The organism is Staphylococcus gallinarum (assembly GCF_029774255.1).
Classification (GTDB): domain Bacteria; phylum Bacillota; class Bacilli; order Staphylococcales; family Staphylococcaceae; genus Staphylococcus; species Staphylococcus gallinarum.
Map to the genome: position 1 here is coordinate 893452 of NZ_CP069082.1, position 19660 is coordinate 913111.

The 19660-nt window shown below is 34.5% G+C and carries 22 protein-coding genes; 21 read left to right on the plus strand and 1 reads right to left on the minus strand.

Translation table 11 applies throughout. The features are described 5' to 3' along the window. Positions 1 to 90: 90 nt before the first annotated feature. Positions 91 to 612, minus strand: a complete 522-nt coding sequence (locus JN168_RS03985; protein ID WP_042739489.1) for a DUF2529 family protein — start codon at positions 610 to 612, stop codon at positions 91 to 93. Positions 613 to 830: 218 nt separating this feature from the next. On the opposite strand from JN168_RS03985, the gene fdaB reads away from it, so the two are divergent. From fdaB to atpA, 21 genes are all read left to right on the plus strand, one after another. Next, entirely contained in the window at positions 831 to 1691 is an 861-nt protein-coding gene (gene fdaB, locus JN168_RS03990) for a class IIb fructose-bisphosphate aldolase FdaB (protein ID WP_042739490.1), read from the plus strand. Positions 1692 to 2019: 328 nt separating this feature from the next. After that, positions 2020 to 3279 carry a UDP-N-acetylglucosamine 1-carboxyvinyltransferase gene (locus tag JN168_RS03995; protein WP_042739491.1) on the plus strand — a complete coding sequence of 420 codons (1260 nt, stop codon included), beginning with the start codon at positions 2020 to 2022 and terminating at the stop codon, positions 3277 to 3279. Positions 3280 to 3372: 93 nt separating this feature from the next. Then, positions 3373 to 3693: a winged helix-turn-helix transcriptional regulator gene (locus JN168_RS04000; protein ID WP_042739492.1), complete on the plus strand. Its 321-nt coding sequence runs from the start codon at positions 3373 to 3375 to the stop codon at positions 3691 to 3693. 313 nt (positions 3694 to 4006) lie between these two features. Beyond that, the gene (locus JN168_RS04005; RefSeq protein WP_229366895.1) at positions 4007 to 5434 is read left to right on the plus strand and encodes an aldehyde dehydrogenase family protein; all 1428 of its coding nucleotides are present in this window, start codon (positions 4007 to 4009) and stop codon (positions 5432 to 5434) included. A 289-nt stretch (positions 5435 to 5723) separates the two neighbouring features. After that, positions 5724 to 7040: a transcription termination factor Rho gene (gene rho / locus JN168_RS04010; protein ID WP_042739494.1), complete on the plus strand. Its 1317-nt coding sequence runs from the start codon at positions 5724 to 5726 to the stop codon at positions 7038 to 7040. Positions 7041 to 7183: 143 nt separating this feature from the next. Then, positions 7184 to 7441 carry a type B 50S ribosomal protein L31 gene (locus tag JN168_RS04015; protein WP_042739495.1) on the plus strand — a complete coding sequence of 86 codons (258 nt, stop codon included), beginning with the start codon at positions 7184 to 7186 and terminating at the stop codon, positions 7439 to 7441. Positions 7442 to 7635: 194 nt separating this feature from the next. After that, positions 7636 to 8235: a thymidine kinase gene (locus JN168_RS04020; protein ID WP_042739496.1), complete on the plus strand. Its 600-nt coding sequence runs from the start codon at positions 7636 to 7638 to the stop codon at positions 8233 to 8235. Continuing rightward, positions 8235 to 9311, plus strand: a complete 1077-nt coding sequence (gene prfA / locus JN168_RS04025) for a peptide chain release factor 1 (protein WP_107512794.1) — start codon at positions 8235 to 8237, stop codon at positions 9309 to 9311. Before JN168_RS04020 ends, prfA begins: the two co-directional genes overlap by 1 nt. Next, positions 9298 to 10140 carry a peptide chain release factor N(5)-glutamine methyltransferase gene (prmC, locus tag JN168_RS04030; protein ID WP_042739498.1) on the plus strand — a complete coding sequence of 281 codons (843 nt, stop codon included), beginning with the start codon at positions 9298 to 9300 and terminating at the stop codon, positions 10138 to 10140. The genes prfA and prmC overlap by 14 nt, the downstream gene beginning before the upstream one ends. A gap of 88 nt (positions 10141 to 10228) precedes the next feature. Continuing rightward, positions 10229 to 11275, plus strand: coding sequence for an L-threonylcarbamoyladenylate synthase (locus JN168_RS04035; RefSeq protein ID WP_279526189.1), 1047 nt, complete (start codon positions 10229 to 10231; stop codon positions 11273 to 11275). Continuing rightward, entirely contained in the window at positions 11272 to 11697 is a 426-nt protein-coding gene (locus JN168_RS04040) for a low molecular weight protein arginine phosphatase (RefSeq protein ID WP_279526190.1), read from the plus strand. The genes JN168_RS04035 and JN168_RS04040 overlap by 4 nt, the downstream gene beginning before the upstream one ends. Before the next feature lie 140 nt (positions 11698 to 11837). Beyond that, a complete protein-coding gene (locus JN168_RS04045) occupies positions 11838 to 12362 on the plus strand; it encodes a TIGR01440 family protein (protein ID WP_279526191.1) in 525 nt (174 codons plus the stop codon). 22 nt (positions 12363 to 12384) lie between these two features. Further along, on the plus strand, positions 12385 to 13623 hold the full coding sequence (glyA, locus tag JN168_RS04050) for a serine hydroxymethyltransferase (RefSeq protein WP_107512789.1): 1239 nt from the start codon (positions 12385 to 12387) through the stop codon (positions 13621 to 13623). A gap of 18 nt (positions 13624 to 13641) precedes the next feature. Continuing rightward, the gene (upp, locus tag JN168_RS04055; RefSeq protein WP_042739544.1) at positions 13642 to 14271 is read left to right on the plus strand and encodes a uracil phosphoribosyltransferase; all 630 of its coding nucleotides are present in this window, start codon (positions 13642 to 13644) and stop codon (positions 14269 to 14271) included. Positions 14272 to 14293: 22 nt separating this feature from the next. Next, positions 14294 to 15424: a non-hydrolyzing UDP-N-acetylglucosamine 2-epimerase gene (gene wecB, locus JN168_RS04060; RefSeq protein ID WP_042739543.1), complete on the plus strand. Its 1131-nt coding sequence runs from the start codon at positions 14294 to 14296 to the stop codon at positions 15422 to 15424. 156 nt (positions 15425 to 15580) lie between these two features. Then, positions 15581 to 15931 (plus strand): ATP synthase subunit I, encoded by a 351-nt coding sequence (locus JN168_RS04065; protein WP_042739542.1) that lies wholly within the window; start codon positions 15581 to 15583, stop codon positions 15929 to 15931. Between the two features lie 28 nt (positions 15932 to 15959). Continuing rightward, positions 15960 to 16682 (plus strand): F0F1 ATP synthase subunit A, encoded by a 723-nt coding sequence (gene atpB, locus JN168_RS04070; protein WP_042739541.1) that lies wholly within the window; start codon positions 15960 to 15962, stop codon positions 16680 to 16682. A gap of 50 nt (positions 16683 to 16732) precedes the next feature. Next, the gene (gene atpE, locus JN168_RS04075; protein WP_002510315.1) at positions 16733 to 16945 is read left to right on the plus strand and encodes a F0F1 ATP synthase subunit C; all 213 of its coding nucleotides are present in this window, start codon (positions 16733 to 16735) and stop codon (positions 16943 to 16945) included. Positions 16946 to 17043: 98 nt separating this feature from the next. After that, entirely contained in the window at positions 17044 to 17571 is a 528-nt protein-coding gene (locus JN168_RS04080; RefSeq protein WP_042739540.1) for a F0F1 ATP synthase subunit B, read from the plus strand. Next, complete coding sequence (locus JN168_RS04085; protein WP_042739539.1) at positions 17571 to 18110, plus strand: F0F1 ATP synthase subunit delta; 540 nt, start codon at positions 17571 to 17573, stop codon at positions 18108 to 18110. The genes JN168_RS04080 and JN168_RS04085 overlap by 1 nt, the downstream gene beginning before the upstream one ends. Positions 18111 to 18131: 21 nt before the next feature. Beyond that, positions 18132 to 19643: a F0F1 ATP synthase subunit alpha gene (gene atpA, locus JN168_RS04090; RefSeq protein WP_042739538.1), complete on the plus strand. Its 1512-nt coding sequence runs from the start codon at positions 18132 to 18134 to the stop codon at positions 19641 to 19643. Positions 19644 to 19660: the final 17 nt, after the last annotated feature.

The window sequence follows — 19660 nt, forward strand, 5'->3', positions numbered from 1 at the left end:
GTAAGAAATATAAAAAGGTTGGAACATGGAATTTGTCCCAACCAGAATAATGCGATTGATATTGAAGTATTGATTTAAATTCAACATAATTTATAAATCTAAATCATTTATCATTTCAACCATTTGTGTATAAATATCATAATAGATGTAATTAAAAGCGATAGGGTGAGGCGTGACAACTTTGTCATAGTCCTCTGTATAGACAATGGGTCTAGGCGTGCTTAAATTAACAAAGTGAAATAAATGATCAGAAAAATCTACATCCTTTGGCTTATTACAAATCAACACAAAGTCTACATCTGCAGCTATTAATGCATCTACATCCTTTGCGACTGTAGAAGTATAATTAGGAGCGAACAAGCATACTCTATCTGTTGTATCTAATTGATCGATAGATGATAAATCAGTTAAACGTTTGCTTGATTTCAATCGCTCTTCACTTTCTAAAATATATGACTCATAAAACTTTAAATCATCGTAGCCCTTTATATAGACATGACCTTCACCGCCAATTGCTTGAATCAAACATTGGCTAGCCATTTGTATATCAAGTTCTTGGGTTTCAATGCGATTAAAAATTCCGTTAAGTTGCGTATTCAATATTTTTGACATACAACGTACCTCCATTCTACTCATTTAACTATTGTAAATAAGCTTTTAAGATATTGCAATTTTATAAAAATAGGTGCAAAAATACGAAGTTTGCAGAAATTAAAAATAAAAGTTTAAATAAAAACGCTTACAATTGTATAGAATAATGCAAAAAGTTTATGGTTTTGATATAATTAGATTGTAAAAATATGTGCTTAAAGCACCAAGGAGGAACTTTCATGCCTTTAGTTTCAATGAAAGAAATGTTAATCGATGCAAAAGAAAACGGTTATGCGGTTGGTCAATACAACTTAAATAACTTAGAATTTACACAAGCTATTTTAGAAGCTTCTCAAGAAGAGAACGCACCTGTAATCTTAGGTGTTTCTGAAGGTGCTGCTCGTTACATGGGTGGTTTCTACACAGTCGTTAAAATGGTTGAAGGTTTAATGCACGATAAAGAAATCACTATTCCAGTAGCGATTCATTTAGACCACGGTTCAAGCTTTGAAAAATGTAAAGAAGCAATCGACGCTGGTTTCACATCAGTAATGATTGATGCTTCACATGACCCATTCGAAGAAAATGTTGCAACTACTGCTAAAGTAGTTGAGTATGCTCACGAACACGGTGTTTCTGTTGAAGCAGAATTAGGAACTGTTGGTGGACAAGAAGATGACGTTGTTGCTGAAGGTGTTATCTATGCAGATCCTAAAGAGTGTCAAGAACTAGTTGAAAGAACTGGTATTGATACACTTGCACCAGCATTAGGTTCAGTACACGGACCTTATAAAGGTGAACCAAAATTAGGATTTAAAGAAATGGAAGAAATCGGTGCTTCAACTGGTTTACCATTAGTATTACACGGTGGTACTGGTATCCCAACTAAAGATATCCAAAAAGCAATCCCATTTGGAACTGCTAAAATCAATGTAAATACTGAAAACCAAATTGCATCAGCACAAGCTGTTCGTGACGTATTAAACAATGATCAAGAAGTTTATGATCCACGTAAATATTTAGGTCCAGCTCGCGAAGCAATCAAAGCAACTGTAATCGGTAAAATTAAAGAATTTGGTACTTCAAACCGTGCTAAATAATTTTAATCGTAAAAATAACTATTATACTTCGGTATAATAGTTATTTTTTTTAACATCAAAATCAAATAAAACTAAAAATAAACAGTTAATGGAATTAAAATTTACATAAAATTTATAAGAAAAAACCTTTGTTTATGATTTGAGTTGTGAAACATTGGGAAATAAAAGGTATAACAATTAATTTTTACATACTGTATATGTACTTAATATCATTTTTAATAGGTTTTGTTAGATTAATGTATTTTGCAAACACTAATGTTTTCATAGTATAATGCTAATGATGTTAAGAAAAAGAACGATTGAAAGTATGGTAAAGGAGAACGGATAAATGGGTCAAGAAGTGATAAAAATTAGAGGTGGTCAAACACTTAAAGGTGAAGTAAATATCAATGGTGCAAAAAATAGTGCAGTTGCTATTATTCCGGCAGCTATATTGGCCGAAGATAATGTAACAATTAAAGGTTTGCCACAAATTTCAGATGTTGAAACATTGGTGAGCTTATTAGGTGATTTGAATATTAAAACAAATTTAACAGGTACGACACTCGAAGTGGATCCTGAAGAAATAATAAATGCCCCATTACCAAATCAAAAGGTAGAATCATTACGTGCTTCTTACTATATGATGGGAGCAATGCTTGGAAGATTTAATAAATGTGTTATCGGTTTACCGGGAGGATGTCCATTAGGACCAAGACCCATAGATCAACATATTAAAGGTTTTAAAGCTTTGGGTGCGACAATCGATGAATCTAGTGAAACTTCTATGAAAATTGAAGCGGATAAATTAGTCGGTGCCAATATCTTTTTAGATATCGTAAGTGTGGGCGCAACAATCAATATTATGCTCGCTGCAGTTCGTGCTGAGGGTCAAACTGTAATTGAAAATGCAGCAAAGGAACCAGAAGTAGTAGATGTTGCAAGATTCTTAATTAGCTTAGGTGCTGATATTAAAGGTGCAGGTACAAGTACATTAAAGATTAATGGTGTAAAACATTTACATGGCTCAGAACATCAAGTTATTCCTGATAGAATAGAAGCTGGCACTTATATGTGTATTGCAGCTGCTTGTGGTGAAGAAATAAAAATAAATAACATTATACCTACACACGTTGAACCATTGATCGTAAAATTAAAAGAATTAGGTTTAGATATTAATGTTGGTGAAGATCATACTCAGATTAAACGTGGAAACAAATATACTAGTGTTGATATTAAGACGCTTGTTTATCCAGGATTTGCAACAGATTTACAACAACCGATTACACCGTTGTTATTTATGGCTGATGGTGTATCATTTGTAACTGAGACGATTTATCCAGCACGCTTTAAGCATGTAGACGAATTGAAAAATATGGGTGCGGATATTGTAGCTGACAATGGTACTGCAACGATCAAACCATCTAAATTAAAAGGTGCTAAGGTTTATGCGAGTGATTTACGTGCGGGTGCAAGTCTAATTGTTGCCGGATTAATTGCTGAAGGCGTAACAACTATTTATAATGTGAAACATATTCATAGAGGTTATACAAATATTGTGAATACATTGAAATCACTTGGTGCAGACATTTGGACTGAAGAAGTTTAGGATTTGTGGTATAATAAATATACTACATAATTGAAGCGCACTATCCTAACTTTAATCTTCAATTATAATATTAAGTGATATGAGGTGATGACCATGGAGGTTTGCCCTTATCTTGAAGAAACCTTTAAAATAGTAGGTAGAAGTTGGAATGGTTTAATCATTAATTATTTGTCTCGGTGTACTGAAAAATCAGCACATTTTTCAGATATGAAACGTGATTTGAAAACAATCACGCCACGTGCACTAAGCATTAAATTAACTGATTTAATGGAATGGGGACTAGTTGAAAAGAATGTTGTTTCTACTAGCCCAGTCAATATCATATACCAACTTACAGATAAAGGTAATGCACTAGCGGCAGCATTAGTACCAATGGAAAAGTGGGCCCAAGAATATATTGAGCTCGAAAGTTAATGTATTGAAAAAAGTATTTAATAAATAAAATAGCATTCGACTTCTATTTAAACTGTAAACAACTATTGTGTTGTTTACAGTTTTTATTTTATTGCAAATTCATACATACTCTCATGAACCTTCAATAATAGTTTGAAATTTGGTATTAAATAGCATAACACAGGGAATAAAAGAATGTGCACATATGCAAAGTGTAATTATAATCGAAAACGTTTTATTCATAAAATTATATATCTTTGTGAGCAGTTTAGTTTAATTTTAAAATATCTAGGTTAAAATATGATTAGTAATTTACTTAAGGAGTGAATAATTAATGAGAAATTTCACTAAACAATTTATCAATGGAGAATGGGTAGAAAGCGCTAGTGGAGAGACTATAGAAGTAATCAATCCTGCAACAGAAGAGGTTGCTGGCACTGTAGCTAAAGGAAACAAAGAAGATGTGGATAAAGCAGTTGATGCTGCAGAAAGTGTATATTTAAAATTTAGACATACTTCTGTTAAAGAAAGACAACAATTATTAGATAATATCGTTAAAGAATATGAAAATAGAAAAGATGACATAGTTGATACTATCATCGATGAATTAGGTTCACCTGCATCAGTAGCGGAAAGTGTTCATTATCAAATGGGCTTAGATCATTTCACTGCAGCACGTGATGCATTAAATGACTTTGAATTTGAAGAACGACGTGGAGATAACTTGGTTGTAAAAGAAGCGATTGGCGTTGCAGGACTAGTAACACCATGGAACTTCCCAATGAATCAAACGTCATTAAAATTAGCAGCAGCATTTGCGGCAGGTAGCCCAGTGGTCCTTAAACCATCTGAAGAAACACCATTTGCGGCAGTTATTTTGGCTGAAATCTTTGAAAAAGCTGGCCTACCAAAAGGTGTGTTTAACTTGGTTAATGGTGACGGACAAGGTGTCGGACGTCCATTAAGTGCACATCCAAAAGTAAGAATGATGTCATTCACAGGTTCAGGTCCAACTGGATCAAGCATTATGAAAGAAGCGGCTGAAGATTTCAAAAAAGTATCACTTGAATTAGGTGGTAAATCACCATTTATCGTATTAGAAGATGCTGATATCAAAGAAGCTGCTAAAGCAGCAACGAATAAAGTTGTTCATAATACTGGTCAGGTTTGTGCTGCCGGTACAAGAACACTCGTACCAGCAAGTATTAAAGAGGAATTCCTAACTGCAGTTAAAGAAGAATTTAGCAATGTTAAGGTTGGAAATCCAAGAGAAGAAGGCACGCGTGTCGGACCAATTATCAGTAAAAAACAATTTGACCAAGTTCAATCTTATATCGATAAAGGCATTGCAGAAGGTGCTGAATTATTATTCGGTGGCCCTGGCAAACCTGAAGGCCTAGAGACTGGATATTTTGCAAGACCAACTATTTTCAATAATGTGAATAATGACATGGTTATTGCTCGTGAAGAGATATTTGGGCCGGTAATGTCAATTATTACGTATAATGATTTAGATGAAGCAATTGAAATTGCAAATGATACAGAATATGGCTTAGCAGGTTATGTATTTGGTACTGATAAGGACACATTATTAAAAGTTGCTCGTTCAGTTGAAGCGGGTACAATACAAATTAATGAAGCACCACGTCGTCCAGACCTACCATTTGGCGGTTATAAAAAATCTGGAATTGGTCGCGAATGGGGAGACTTCGGTATCGAAGAATTCTTAGAAGTTAAAGCTATCGCTGGTTACTTCAATTAATTTAAATAATATTATAATATGTCAATGTCTGAGACTTAAATTGAATCTTAGATGACCTTAATAGCGACAACTTCTATTGTGTAATGAAATAGAAGTTGTCGCTTTCTTTTTTTATTGAAGTAATGTATACGCATGGTGTGGTGGTTTTTAAGTTATGTAATCATTTTTAAATTTGAGAAAATGAAATACATTTTGTAATTAAAAAGAAAATTTGCTATAGTTAAAAAAGTAAATAGCGTAGTATTTATTACGTTGTTTAAAAACTTATTTATGAAATGGGTGCAAGATAATGCCTGAAAAAGAACGTACATCACCTCAGTATGAATCGTTCCACGAATTATACAAAAATTACACTACTAAAGATCTCACTCAAAAAGCAAAATCTCTTAAATTGATAAATTATAGTAAATTAAATAAAAAAGAATTGGTGCTTGCAATTATGGAAGCACAAATGGAAAAAGATGGAAACTATTATATGGAAGGTATCTTAGATGATATCCAACAAGATGGTTATGGTTTCCTTCGAACTGTAAATTATTCAAAAGGTGAAAAAGATATCTATATTTCAGCTAGTCAAATACGTCGTTTCGAAATTAAACGTGGCGATAAAGTGACTGGTAAAGTTAGAAAGCCTAAGGATAATGAAAAATACTATGGTTTATTACAAGTTGACTTTGTTAATGATGAGAATGCAGAGGAAGTAAAGAAACGACCGCATTTCCAAGCGTTGACACCTTTATATCCAGAAGAACGCATAATGTTAGAAACAACACAGCAAAATTATTCTACACGAATTATGGATTTGATCACGCCGATTGGACTTGGTCAACGTGGACTTATCGTTGCACCACCAAAAGCAGGTAAGACCTCATTACTAAAGGAAATTGCCAATGCGATTGCTACGAATAAACCAGAAGCAGAATTATTTGTCCTACTTGTTGGAGAAAGACCGGAAGAGGTTACAGATATTGAAAGATCTGTTGAAACTGCAGAAGTAGTTCATTCTACATTTGATGAACCGCCTCAACACCATGTAAAAGTAGCAGAATTATTATTAGAACGTGCAAAGAGACTCGTGGAAATTGGTAAGGACGTTATTATCTTAATGGATTCAATTACACGACTGGCACGTGCATACAACTTAGTAATCCCACCTAGTGGTCGAACATTATCAGGTGGTCTAGACCCAGCATCATTACACAAACCTAAAGCATTCTTTGGTGCGGCAAGAAATATTGAAGCTGGTGGAAGTATGACTATTTTAGCGACTGCTTTAGTTGATACTGGATCACGTATGGATGACATGATTTATGAGGAGTTTAAAGGTACGGGTAATATGGAATTACATCTTGATCGTAAACTTGCAGAACGTCGTGTATTCCCTGCTATTGATATTGGTAGAAGTTCAACACGTAAAGAAGAATTACTAATTTCACCAAAAGAATTAGAATCTTTATGGCAATTGCGTAATATGTTTACAGATTCACTCGATTTTACAGAACGTTTTGTACGTAAATTAAAACGTACAACTGATAATAAAGAATTCTTTGAACAGTTACAAAAAGCTGCAGAAGAAAGCACAAAGACAGGAAAGCCAATTATTTAATAGAAGAAACATATTTGTTTAAGCTGTAATCTTAGATTTAGGGTTGCGTTTTACATGTATAGCTATTATAATTACGTAGTATTGGGTAAAAAACTCACAAACAACTCTGTTCCGGATGGTTCAGGGCAAAGGAGCTGAAAGTAATGAGACAAAATATTCATCCTGAATACCACAAAGTTATCTTTTTAGATACAACTACAGATTTTAAATTCTTAAGTGGTTCAACAAAATCATCATCTGAAACAATGGTATGGGAAGATGGAAATGAATACCCAGTTATTCGTTTAGATATTTCATCTGACTCACATCCATTCTACACAGGTCGCCAAAAATTCGCTGCTGCGGATGGTCGTGTGGAACGTTTCAACAAGAAATTCGGATACAAATCAAGCAACGAATAATCGTTGGTTTAAGGCATTCTCATTTTATGAGGATGCTTTTTTCGTTTAAAATAGTCATATGCTATTAAATAGAAGTATATTGATGAATAAAGCTGATACATAAAATAGTAAATATCTTTCAAAAATTGCACATTTCAAATAAAAAAATATGATATAATGAGACGATTATGTTTTGAAAAAAGGTGGAACGAATCATGTATGAAACTTATCATTCCGGGTGGATTGAATGTATTACTGGAAGCATGTTTAGTGGTAAATCGGAAGAATTAATACGTCGGTTAAGACGTGGTCTTTATGCTAAACAAAAAGTAGTCGTATTTAAACCGGCTATCGATGACCGCTATCATAAAGATAAGATTGTTTCTCATAATGGTAATGCAATCGAAGCGATTAATATTTCGACTGCTGCTGAAATACTTAAACACGATTTATCAGATGTCGATGTTATTGGCATTGACGAAGTACAATTCTTTGAATCTAAAGTTGTAAATATAGTTGAGCAATTAGCAGAAAGAGGCCATAGAGTAATCACTGCAGGATTAGATATGGATTTTAGAGGGGAGCCTTTTGAACCAATACCGCATTTACTTGCAGTTAGCGAAGATGTAACGAAATTACAAGCAGTATGTGCTGTCTGTGGTTCTTCTTCTAGTCGTACCCAAAGATTGATTGATGGAAAACCAGCTAAGGTAGATGATCCAGTTATATTGGTGGGCGCAAACGAAAGTTATGAACCTAGATGTAGAGCGCATCATATTGTTGCACCTAGTGATAATGAGAAGGAGGAAATGTAGTGTTTGATCAATTAGATATTGTAGAAGAAAGATATGAACAATTAAATGAACTATTAAGTGATCCCGACGTTGTAAATGATCCTGATAATTTAAGAAAGTATTCAAAAGAGCAAGCAGATTTACAAAAAACTGTTGAAGTTTATCGCGAATATAAACAGGTTAAAGAGGATATTTCTGAAATCGAAGAAATGTTGAATGATACCAAAGATAAAGATGAAATCGAAATGCTAAAAGAAGAAAGCCAAGGTTTAGCGAGTCGTGTACCAGAATTAGAAGAATCATTGAAATTATTATTAATTCCAAAGGACCCTAATGATGACAAAAACGTAATTGTTGAAATTCGAGCGGCTGCAGGTGGCGATGAAGCTGCAATTTTTGCTGGTGACTTATTTAGAATGTATTCTAAATATGCGGAAGCACATAATTATAAGACAGATATAGTAGAAGCTGCTGAAAGTGATCATGGTGGTTACAAAGAAATTAGTTTCTCAGTTTCTGGAGCAGATGCTTATAGTAAATTGAAATTTGAAAATGGTGCACACCGAGTTCAACGTGTACCCGAAACTGAATCGGGTGGCCGTATTCACACTTCTACAGCAACAGTTGCAGTATTGCCAGAAGTAGAAGATGTTGAAATAGAGATAAGAAATGAAGATATTAAAGTCGATACGTATCGTTCAAGTGGTGCAGGTGGACAACACGTAAATACGACAGATTCTGCAGTTCGTATTACCCATTTACCAACGGGTATTATTGCAACATCTTCAGAGAAATCCCAAATTCAAAACCGTGAAAAGGCAATGAAAGTATTGAAAGCACGTTTATTTGATATGAAATTGCAAGAAGAACAACAAAAATACGCAGCGCAACGTAAATCGGCTGTTGGTTCAGGAGATCGTTCTGAACGTATTAGAACATATAATTATCCGCAGAGTCGTGTGACCGATCACCGTATTGGATTAACTTTACAAAAGTTAGATCAAATTATGGAAGGTAAGTTAGATGAAGTGATTGACGCACTAACAGTATCAGAACAAACTGAGAAATTGAAAGAATTAAATAATGGTGAGCTTTAAATCAGTACTTGATCGTGCGAAGTTAGAATGTAGCGAACAGAATATTGAAACGACGAGAGTAGAATGGTTAATGATGGATATGTTTCAATGGTCTAGAGCAGCGTTGATCGTACACTTGAATGATGAAATGACTACTGAACAATTACAACGGTTTGATATTGCCAAAGCGAGAATGTTGAAAGGTGAGCCTATTCAATATATTGTCGGCTATCAATCCTTTTATGGTGAAAATTTCAAAGTTAACCGTCATTGTCTGATTCCACGCCCAGAAACAGAAGAAGTTATGTTGCATTTTTCTCAAAGCCTCAAGCATGGCGATACGATCGTCGATATTGGTACAGGTAGTGGAAATATTCCAATCATGTTGAAGAAAATAGACACTTCATTGATTGTGTATGCGACAGATATTAGTGAAGAAGCACTGACAGTAGCTAAAGAAAACGCACAACAGCATCAAGTCGATATAGAATTTCTAAAGGGTGATGCATTGAAACCTTTAATTGCACAAGGCGTTAAAGTGAATGGTCTGATTTCGAATCCACCGTATATAGACCAAGCAGATGCAACATTTATGGAGGATACTGTTTTATCATATGAACCACATTCAGCACTATTTGCTAATGATCAAGGATATCGTGTTTATAATGATATTTTAGCTGATTTACCAAAAGTATTATTGCCTGGCGCGCAAGTTGTCTTTGAAATAGGTTATAACCAAGGACCAACGTTAAAAGATAAAATTCAAACAATGTATCCAGAGCTAATGGTATCGATTGTTCAAGATATTAACCATAATGATAGAATTATCAGTTTTAAATGGCATGACTAAGTTATGTATGTCTCATGTTTCACCATGAGCGTGCATAACTTTTTATTTTGCTTTAAAATTAAAAAAGTACAGGAAAGGATGTGTTTAAGTGGACACAAAAATATGGGACTTTAGTAATCAAAATGATATCAATAACAATGTAAATGTAGCTCATATCAACGAAATAGCTTCCATATATAATGAAGGTGGATTAATTGCTTTACCAACAGAAACTGTATATGGGTTGGGAGCAGACGCTAGAAATGATGTAGCAATAAAAAAAATTTATGAAGCAAAAGGAAGACCATCTGACAATCCGTTAATCGTACATATTTATGATATGGATCAAATGAAACAATTTACTACAAACTTAACGGAGAATGTAAAAATATTAATGAAACATTTTTGGCCTGGTCCAATTTCATTTATTCTTCCATTAAAGGAAGGCTATTTATGTGATAGAGTGAGTGGAGGTTTAGGTTCAATTGCCGTCAGAATGCCAAGTCATCCGGTTGGTCGAGCTATTCTTAAACAGGTCTATTTACCGATAGCTGCTCCAAGTGCTAATTTGAGTGGCAGACCATCACCCACAACATTTGACCATGTCTTCAATGATTTGAATGGTAGAATTGATGGGATCATCAAGGCCGAGCAAAGTGAAGAAGGATTGGAAAGTACAGTATTAGATTGTACACAGTATCCTTATAGAATTGCACGACCTGGCTCTGTAACTAAGCAAATGATTGAACAAATTTTGCCAGGCAGTATAGAAGATAAAGCATTGAACACTGAAAAGCCTATTGCACCAGGAATGAAATATAAGCATTATTCACCAGACACGCCTTTAACCATAGTTCGACATTTAGAACGTCAACCAAATACTGAAAAAGATTGGACTCGAACAGCCTTTATTTTACCGAAGGATCATGAAACATGTGTGCCTAATCAAGCAAAATTCATTCCATTATGTAATAATAAAAACGATATAAAGGGTGCAAATCACAATTTATATCAAATATTGCATGAATTGGATAAAAATGAAGATATTCAGAATGCATATATATATGGTTTTGACATAAATGATCAGACTACAGCAATCATGAATCGTATTATGAAAGCTGCAAATCAAACTATTGTTGAAGGTGAAACACTATGAAAGTAATCTTTGTATGTACTGGCAATACTTGTAGAAGTCCATTGGCTGAAGGTATAGCTAAACAGAAAATACCAAATATTGAATTCGCATCAAGAGGTATATACGCAATGGATGGACATCCTATTTCAAATAATTCACATCAAATTGGTTTAACTGAAAGTTTGGCAATGCCATCGCATTCGACAAAATTTGTTGCAAGTGATCTATCGGCAGATTTAATACTTACTATGTCTAATTCTCATAAATTGGCATTGTGTCAAATGTATAATAATACAGAAAATGTATTTACCATAAATGAGTATGTCGGGGCAACTGGAGAAGTTTCAGACCCGTTTGGTGGCACAATAGAAGACTATAGAGAAATATTTAATGAATTAAATTGTTTAATTGACAGATTAAAAAATAAAATATTAAAGCAATAAATTTATGAAATTGGTATAAGTGAGTTACTAAATAAGTTATAATGATTACGTGTAGCAAATTTGCTATCAATCATTTTCGTATGTTTTTTTTATTAGGATTTGCATATTACTTTTTTTATTTAGTTAAAAGGGGTGGGAAAATGGAAAGTTTAAAGTTATTACTCGATGAATTAAAGTCAAATTCATTCTTTAAAGCAGATGAATTGTGTATCATTGGCTGCTCTACGTCAGAAGTTATTGGAGAACGTATTGGTTCTGTAGGTTCAATGGACGTCGCCCGTGAAATATTCACGGCGCTGAAGGAAATTGAACGTGAGACAGGCGTATCATTTGTCTTCCAAGGTTGTGAACACATCAATCGAGCGGTCACAATCGAGCGTTCTCATTTTAACCCTTTAACAATGGAAGAAGTTACTGTAGTTCCAGATGTACATGCTGGTGGTAGTCTAGCCACATATGCATACCAGTATATGGACGATCCAATGGTCGTTGAACACATTACTGTGCCAAAAGGTATAGATATTGGTCAAACGTTAATAGGCATGCACATCAAGCATGTTGCAATTCCAGAACGTACAAGTGTAAAGCAAATTGGTGAAGCGGTTGTTACAATAGCTTCTTCAAGACCAAAAAAAATTGGTGGCGAAAGAGCAAAATATAACTAATACAGAAAAGAGGAATATATCCATGTCATTTATTCAAGAGCAAGATAAAGAAATCTATGAAGTGATTCAAAATGAGTTCAATCGTCAAAACAATAACATCGAACTTATCGCTTCAGAAAACTTTGTTTCAGAAGCTGTTATGGAAGCACAAGGTTCAGTATTAACTAACAAATATGCTGAAGGTTATCCAAACAGAAGATATTATGGCGGTTGTGAATATGTAGATGTATCAGAAACGTTAGCGATTGAACGCGCGAAACAAATCTTTGGTGCAGAACATGTAAACGTGCAACCTCACTCTGGTTCACAAGCCAATATGGCGGTTTATCTCGTAGCATTGGAGCACGGTGATACTGTATTAGGAATGAACTTAAGTCATGGTGGGCATTTAACACACGGCGCACCTGTTAACTTTAGTGGTCAATTTTACAACTTCGTAGAGTATGGAGTTGATAAAGAAAACGAACAAATCAATTATGACGAAGTATTAAAAGCAGCAAAAGAACACCAACCAAAATTAATTGTAGCTGGTGCTTCTGCTTATTCACGTACAATTGATTTTAAACGCTTCAAGGAAATTGCTGATGAAGTCGGCGCGAAATTGATGGTAGATATGGCTCATATCGCAGGATTAGTTGCTGCTGGATTGCATCCTAACCCAGTTGAATATGCAGACTTTGTTACTACAACAACTCACAAAACTTTACGTGGACCACGTGGTGGTATGATTTTATGTAAAGAAGAATACAAAAAGCAAATTGATAAAACAATCTTCCCTGGTATCCAAGGTGGACCTTTAGAGCATGTGATTGCAGCAAAAGCAATTGCATTTGGTGAAGCATTACAAGATGATTTCAAGACTTATCAACAACAAGTTGTTAAGAATGCTAAAACTTTAGCAGAAACTTTAATTAATGAAGGTTTCAAAGTGGTATCAGGTGGAACAGATAACCATCTTGTTTCTTTAAATGTTAAAGATTCAGTAGGTATTACAGGTAAAGTTGCTGAAGAAACATTAGATGCTATTGGTATTACTTGTAATAAAAATACAATCCCATTTGATCAAGAAAAACCATTCGTTACAAGTGGTGTGCGTTTAGGTACGCCTGCAGCAACAACTCGTGGTTTTGACGAAGCAGCATTTGAAGAAGTTGCTAAAATTATTAGCTTAGTATTAAAAAATCCAGAAGATGAAAAAGCATTAGAAGAAGGAAAAGAAAGAGTTAAGGCATTAACAACAAAACATCCTTTATATAATTAAAATTGGAGGAAGTAAATTATGGGCAAAGTACATGTTTTTGATCACCCACTTATTCAACACAAATTAAGTTATATTCGTGATGTACATACAGGGACAAAAGAATTTAGAGAATTAGTAGATGAAGTCGGTATGTTAATGGCATACGAAGTGACGAGAGATTTAGAATTACAGGATGTTGAAATTGAAACGCCTGTAACCAAAATGGTTGCCAAACGTTTAACAGGTAAAAAATTAGCTTTCGTACCAATTTTACGTGCAGGACTAGGCATGACTCAAGGTATTTTAAATCTGGTACCGGCAGCAAGAATTGGTCATGTTGGTTTATATCGAGATCCAGAAACATTAGAAGCGGTAGAATATTTTGTTAAATTACCTCAAGATATTGAAGAACGTGAAATTGTTGTAGTGGATCCAATGTTAGCGACTGGTGCATCAGCAATTGAAGCAATTAACTCACTTAAAAAACGTGGCGCGAAACACATTCGTTTTATGTGCTTGATTGCTGCTCCAGAAGGTGTAGAAAAATTACAAGAAGCGCATGAAGATGTTGATATCTTTATCGCAGCATTAGATGAAAAGCTAGACGACCATGCATATATTACACCTGGCTTAGGTGATGCTGGAGATCGTCTGTTTGGTACAAAATAGTTTCTCCTAGGAGTGGAGTTGTATGAAGAAAATAATGACTGTATTCGGTACAAGACCGGAAGCAGTGAAAATGGCACCACTTATTTTAGCATTGCAAGAAGACCCTGATCTACAACCAATTGTTGTCGTGACGGCACAACATAGAGAAATGTTAGATTCTGTGTTAGCTAGTTTTGATATCAAACCAGATTATGATTTGGATATCATGAAACAAGGACAAACACTTTCTGACATTACTTCACGCATACTTACTAGAATAGAGGATGTTATCAAAGAGGAACGACCAGACATGATACTTGTTCACGGTGATACCATGACAACCTTTGCTGGTAGTTTAGCGGCATTATATAATCAAATACCTATCGGTCATGTAGAAGCAGGATTGAGAACATTTGATAAATATGCTCCATTTCCAGAAGAAATGAATAGACAGATGGTAGGGGTAATGGCAGATTTACACTTTGCTCCTACCAATAATGCTGCAACAAATTTATTAAATGAAAATAAACCATCTGAAACCATTGTAGTTACAGGAAATACAGCAATAGATGCAATGAACACGACCATACATGAATCATATGAATCAACTATTATAAATAAACATAAAGATAAACGAATTATCTTACTCACTGCTCATAGAAGAGAAAACATTGGTGAACCAATGACACATATCTTTAAGGCAGTACGAGATATAGTTGATAGGTATGAAGATGTTGTCGTTGTTTATCCTGTACATAAAAACCCAAAGGTTAGAGAAATTGCAGACAAATATTTGTCTGATCATTCACGCATTGAATTAATTGAACCGTTAGAAGTGGTTGATTTTCATAATTTTGCTCATCAAGCGTATTTAATATTAACGGATTCTGGTGGTGTACAAGAAGAAGCACCTTCACTGGGAAAACCAGTATTAGTGCTACGAGATACAACAGAACGACCAGAAGGTGTCGAAGCTGGCACATTAAGAATTGTTGGCACTAATGAAGAAAATATCTTTGAAGCGACGCAACAACTATTAGATAATGCTACTTTATATGAGCAGATGAGTCATGCACGCAATCCATATGGTGATGGCTTAGCGTCTAAAAGAATTTGCGAGAATATCAAATATTATTTTCAGTTAATTTCTGAAAAACCGGAATCATTTAAATAAATAAAGGTGGTTAATGTGTCGAAAATGTGACAAGTTTGTAAAAATTTTAACTACAATTTGAATAGAATTGACACGTTAACCGCCCTATATTATTATTAAAACTATATGAATGGAACGGTTTTCATAAATGAACTACAAAATGAAATGAGGCACAAAATGAAACGTTTCAGCATCATTTTTAAACAGTACTTACAATACTATTTATATGGTATAATTGTGCTCTTTATTGTGTTTATTTTCACAAGGTCACCAGTTGTATTAGGACTTATTTTAGGACTTACAGGTTCTTTATGTATTACATATACATTTGAATATTACCTTGCAAAAGCTAAAGATAAGGATAATATACATATTTCAACGGGCAACGTTTGGAGATATTTAACTGTGATTATAGCTTGTTGTATTTGGGTTCTATATAAGGAATATATCAATATTTTTGGTGTCATTGTTGGTTTATCAGTTTCTTATGTTTTAATTATTTTAAAACCTTTGATTCAAAAGAATTAAATATTAATCGTGAAAGAGGTGAGAACAGATGCAACATGAAGATCCTCTAGTTGGTTGGAAATTGTTTGGTATAGACATCGTGTTTAATCTTTCATCTATTATGATGTTGATTATTACAGCGGTTATTGTTTTTGTCATAGCTATTATTTGTACACGAAACCTCAAAAAACGTCCTTCCGGCAAGCAAAACTTCATAGAATGGGTTTTTGATTTTGTAAGAGGCATTATTGAAAGTAACTTATCATGGTCTAAGGGTGGACAATTCCATTTCCTTGCAGTGACATTGATATTGTTTTTATTTGTCAGTAATATGCTAGGTTTACCTTTTTCAATTGTTTCAGGGCATACCCTATGGTGGAAATCACCAACGGCTGATGCCACTGTAACCTTAACGTTATCAACGTTAATTATTCTACTAACACATTATTATGGTATTAAGATGCGTGGTACTAAGAAGTACTTTGGCAACTACACGAAACCAATTTTCTTGATGCCAATTAATTTGTTCGAAGAATTTACTTCAACGTTAACGTTAGGTCTTCGACTTTATGGTAATATCTATGCAGGTGAATTATTACTAACATTACTTTCAGGTTTAGTTGTTAATCACTTGGCATGGGGTTGGATTATCGGTGTGCCAGGATTAATTGTTTGGCAAGCATTCTCGATATTTATCGGTGCAATCCAAGCATATATTTTCATCATGTTATCAATGGTTTACATGTCCCACAAAGTATCGGACAGCCATTAATAATATAATTTAAAAAATAAAAAAAGAGAAAAATTAGGAGGATTTTATAAATGAATTTAATCGCAGCAGCAATCGCAATTGGTTTATCAGCACTTGGTGCAGGTATTGGTAACGGTCTTATTGTATCTAGAACAGTAGAAGGTGTAGCACGTCAACCAGAAGCACGTGGACAATTGATGTCAATTATGTTCATCGGTATCGGTTTAGTTGAGGCATTACCAATCCTTGGTCTTGTTATTTCATTCATCGTAATGTTCATGTAATTACAATTTTAGTTAAAGGCGAAGTCGATTCCGACTTTCGCCGTTCGTTTTATCTTAAAGAATTACGATTAATTTGAATGAAAGGAGTGTCTATGTAAGTGACTGCTACGACAAACATGTTTGTGCTTGGTGCAACCGAAGCTACAGGCGTTCAGTGGGGAACAATAATCGTTACAGCTATAACATTTTTAGTCTTACTAGCTTTATTGAAAAAGTTCGCATGGGGTCCTTTAAAAGAAGTTATGGATCAACGTGAACGTGATATTAATAAAGATATTGACGATGCTGAACAAGCAAAATTAAATGCACAAAAATTAGAAGCACAAAACAAACAAACGCTAAAAGAAACACAAGAAGAGGTTCATAAAATTCTAGAAGAATCTAAAATTCAAGCGCGCAAACAACATGAAGAAATTATTCACGAAGCTAATATTAGAGCTAACGGCATGATCGAAACTGCACAAAATGAAATCAATAGTCAAAAAGAACGTGCTATCGCTGATATTAATAATCAAGTTTCTGAGCTTTCAGTATTAATCGCATCTAAAGTCTTACAAAAAGAAATTTCAGAGCAAGATCAAAAAGCATTAGTTGAAAAGTACATAAAAGAGGCAGGCGATAAATAATGGCTAAGATAGCAAAAAAATATGCCAAAGCATTATTTGATACCGCTGTTGATCATAATGAACTAGAGACAATGTATGAATCATTTTCAACAATAGATAGCGCTGTAGAACCAGAAACTACAAAATTAAAAGAATTAGATGAGGACCCACAAAAGGATGCTGAACAACGCATCCGTTTTGTGACGTTAGTCTTTGGCGAAACGAATCAGTATTTACTTAATATGTTGAAAATATTAGCTAAAAATCGCCATCTTTCGTATATTCATGAAATATTTAAGGCTTTTGAAGCATTATATAATCTACATCATAAGCAAGATTTTGCAGTTGTCGAATCTGTTTATGCTTTATCTGAAGATGATTTAACCCAAATCGAGACAATTATCAAAAAGCGTACTAACTTAGAAAAAGTGATGTTAACGAATCATATTAACCCAGAGTTAATCGGTGGCGTTCGAATTAAAGTTGGTACAAAAGTAATGGATGCAAGCGTTCAGAATGACCTTGCTCAATTAGAAAAGCAATTTATACGAGTGAAATAAAAAATTGGAGGAGTGACATAGATGGCCATTAAAGCTGAAGAAATCAGTGCATTACTTCGCTCTCAAATAGAAAACTATGAGTCAGAAACTTCTGTTACCGATGTAGGTACGGTCTTACAAATCGGTGATGGTATTGCATTAATCCACGGATTAAATGATGTTATGGCTGGAGAGCTAGTAGAATTTAAAAGCGGCGTTCTAGGTTTAGCTCAAAACTTAGAAGAATCAAATGTTGGTGTCGTGATTTTAGGACCATACGCAGACATCAAAGAAGGGGACGAAGTAAAACGTACTGGACGTATTATGGAAGTGCCTGTTGGTGAAGAACTAGTAGGTCGCGTAGTGAATCCACTAGGACAACCAATTGATGGACAAGGTCCAATCAATACTACAAAGACACGCCCAATCGAAAAGAAAGCAACTGGAGTTATGGATCGTAAATCAGTTGACGAGCCATTACAAACAGGTATTAAAGCCATCGATGCGTTAGTACCTATCGGTAGAGGTCAACGTGAGTTAATCATTGGTGACCGTCAAACTGGTAAAACAACAGTTGCTATAGATACAATACTTAATCAACATGATCAAGATACAATTTGTATTTATGTTGCCATTGGTCAAAAGGATTCAACAGTTCGAGCTAACGTTGAAAAATTACGACAAGAAGGCGCGTTAGATTATACAATTATCGTTTCAGCGTCTGCAGCTGATCCAGCCCCAATGTTGTATATTGCACCTTATGCTGGTGTGACAATGGGTGAAGAATTTATGTTTGCTGGTAAAGATGTACTAATTGTTTATGATGATTTAACAAAACAAGCATCAGCTTACCGTGAACTTTCATTATTACTTCGTAGACCACCAGGTCGTGAAGCATACCCAGGTGATGTCTTCTACTTACATAGTAGATTATTAGAAAGAGCTGCAAAGTTAAATGATGAATTAGGTGGCGGTTCAATCACTGCGTTACCAATCATCGAAACACAAGCTGGAGATATTTCAGCTTATGTACCTACAAACGTAATTTCTATTACAGATGGTCAGATCTTCTTACAATCTGATTTATTCTTCTCAGGCGTTCGCCCTGCGATTAATGCAGGACAATCTGTATCACGTGTAGGTGGTTCTGCACAAATTAAAGCTATGAAAAAGGTAGCAGGTACGTTACGTTTAGATTTAGCGTCATATCGTGAATTAGAATCATTTGCTCAATTTGGTTCTGATTTAGATGAATTTACAGCTCAAAAATTAGAACGTGGTAAACGTACTGTTGAAGTGTTGAAACAAGACCAAAACAAACCACTACCTGTAGAGAACCAAGTGTTAATCATTTATGCATTAACTAAAGGATACTTAGACGATATTCCAGTTGTTGATATTACTCGTTTTGAAGAGGAATTCAACCAATGGGCTAAATCAAATGCATCAGAGTTATTAAATGAAATTAAAACTTCAGGTGGCTTACCAAGCGACGAAACTTTTGAAACTGCAATTCAAGACTTTAAAAAGAGTTTCAGTAAAACAGAAGCATAATATCGTAAAGTAAAATA

Bases quoted from the DNA above. Each gene is read 5' to 3' on its own strand.
- JN168_RS03985 (WP_042739489.1), bottom strand. From the start codon at position 612: ATGTCAAAAATATTGAATACGCAACTTAACGGAATTTTTAATCGCATT.
- fdaB (WP_042739490.1), top strand. From the start codon at position 831: ATGCCTTTAGTTTCAATGAAAGAAATGTTAATCGATGCAAAAGAAAAC.
- JN168_RS03995 (WP_042739491.1), top strand. From the start codon at position 2,020: ATGGGTCAAGAAGTGATAAAAATTAGAGGTGGTCAAACACTTAAAGGT.
- JN168_RS04000 (WP_042739492.1), top strand. From the start codon at position 3,373: ATGGAGGTTTGCCCTTATCTTGAAGAAACCTTTAAAATAGTAGGTAGA.
- JN168_RS04005 (WP_229366895.1), top strand. From the start codon at position 4,007: ATGAGAAATTTCACTAAACAATTTATCAATGGAGAATGGGTAGAAAGC.
- rho (WP_042739494.1), top strand. From the start codon at position 5,724: ATGCCTGAAAAAGAACGTACATCACCTCAGTATGAATCGTTCCACGAA.
- JN168_RS04015 (WP_042739495.1), top strand. From the start codon at position 7,184: ATGAGACAAAATATTCATCCTGAATACCACAAAGTTATCTTTTTAGAT.
- JN168_RS04020 (WP_042739496.1), top strand. From the start codon at position 7,636: ATGTATGAAACTTATCATTCCGGGTGGATTGAATGTATTACTGGAAGC.
- prmC (WP_042739498.1), top strand. From the start codon at position 9,298: ATGGTGAGCTTTAAATCAGTACTTGATCGTGCGAAGTTAGAATGTAGC.
- JN168_RS04040 (WP_279526190.1), top strand. From the start codon at position 11,272: ATGAAAGTAATCTTTGTATGTACTGGCAATACTTGTAGAAGTCCATTG.
- JN168_RS04045 (WP_279526191.1), top strand. From the start codon at position 11,838: ATGGAAAGTTTAAAGTTATTACTCGATGAATTAAAGTCAAATTCATTC.
- glyA (WP_107512789.1), top strand. From the start codon at position 12,385: ATGTCATTTATTCAAGAGCAAGATAAAGAAATCTATGAAGTGATTCAA.
- upp (WP_042739544.1), top strand. From the start codon at position 13,642: ATGGGCAAAGTACATGTTTTTGATCACCCACTTATTCAACACAAATTA.
- wecB (WP_042739543.1), top strand. From the start codon at position 14,294: ATGAAGAAAATAATGACTGTATTCGGTACAAGACCGGAAGCAGTGAAA.
- JN168_RS04065 (WP_042739542.1), top strand. From the start codon at position 15,581: ATGAAACGTTTCAGCATCATTTTTAAACAGTACTTACAATACTATTTA.
- atpB (WP_042739541.1), top strand. From the start codon at position 15,960: ATGCAACATGAAGATCCTCTAGTTGGTTGGAAATTGTTTGGTATAGAC.
- atpE (WP_002510315.1), top strand. From the start codon at position 16,733: ATGAATTTAATCGCAGCAGCAATCGCAATTGGTTTATCAGCACTTGGT.
- JN168_RS04085 (WP_042739539.1), top strand. From the start codon at position 17,571: ATGGCTAAGATAGCAAAAAAATATGCCAAAGCATTATTTGATACCGCT.
- atpA (WP_042739538.1), top strand. From the start codon at position 18,132: ATGGCCATTAAAGCTGAAGAAATCAGTGCATTACTTCGCTCTCAAATA.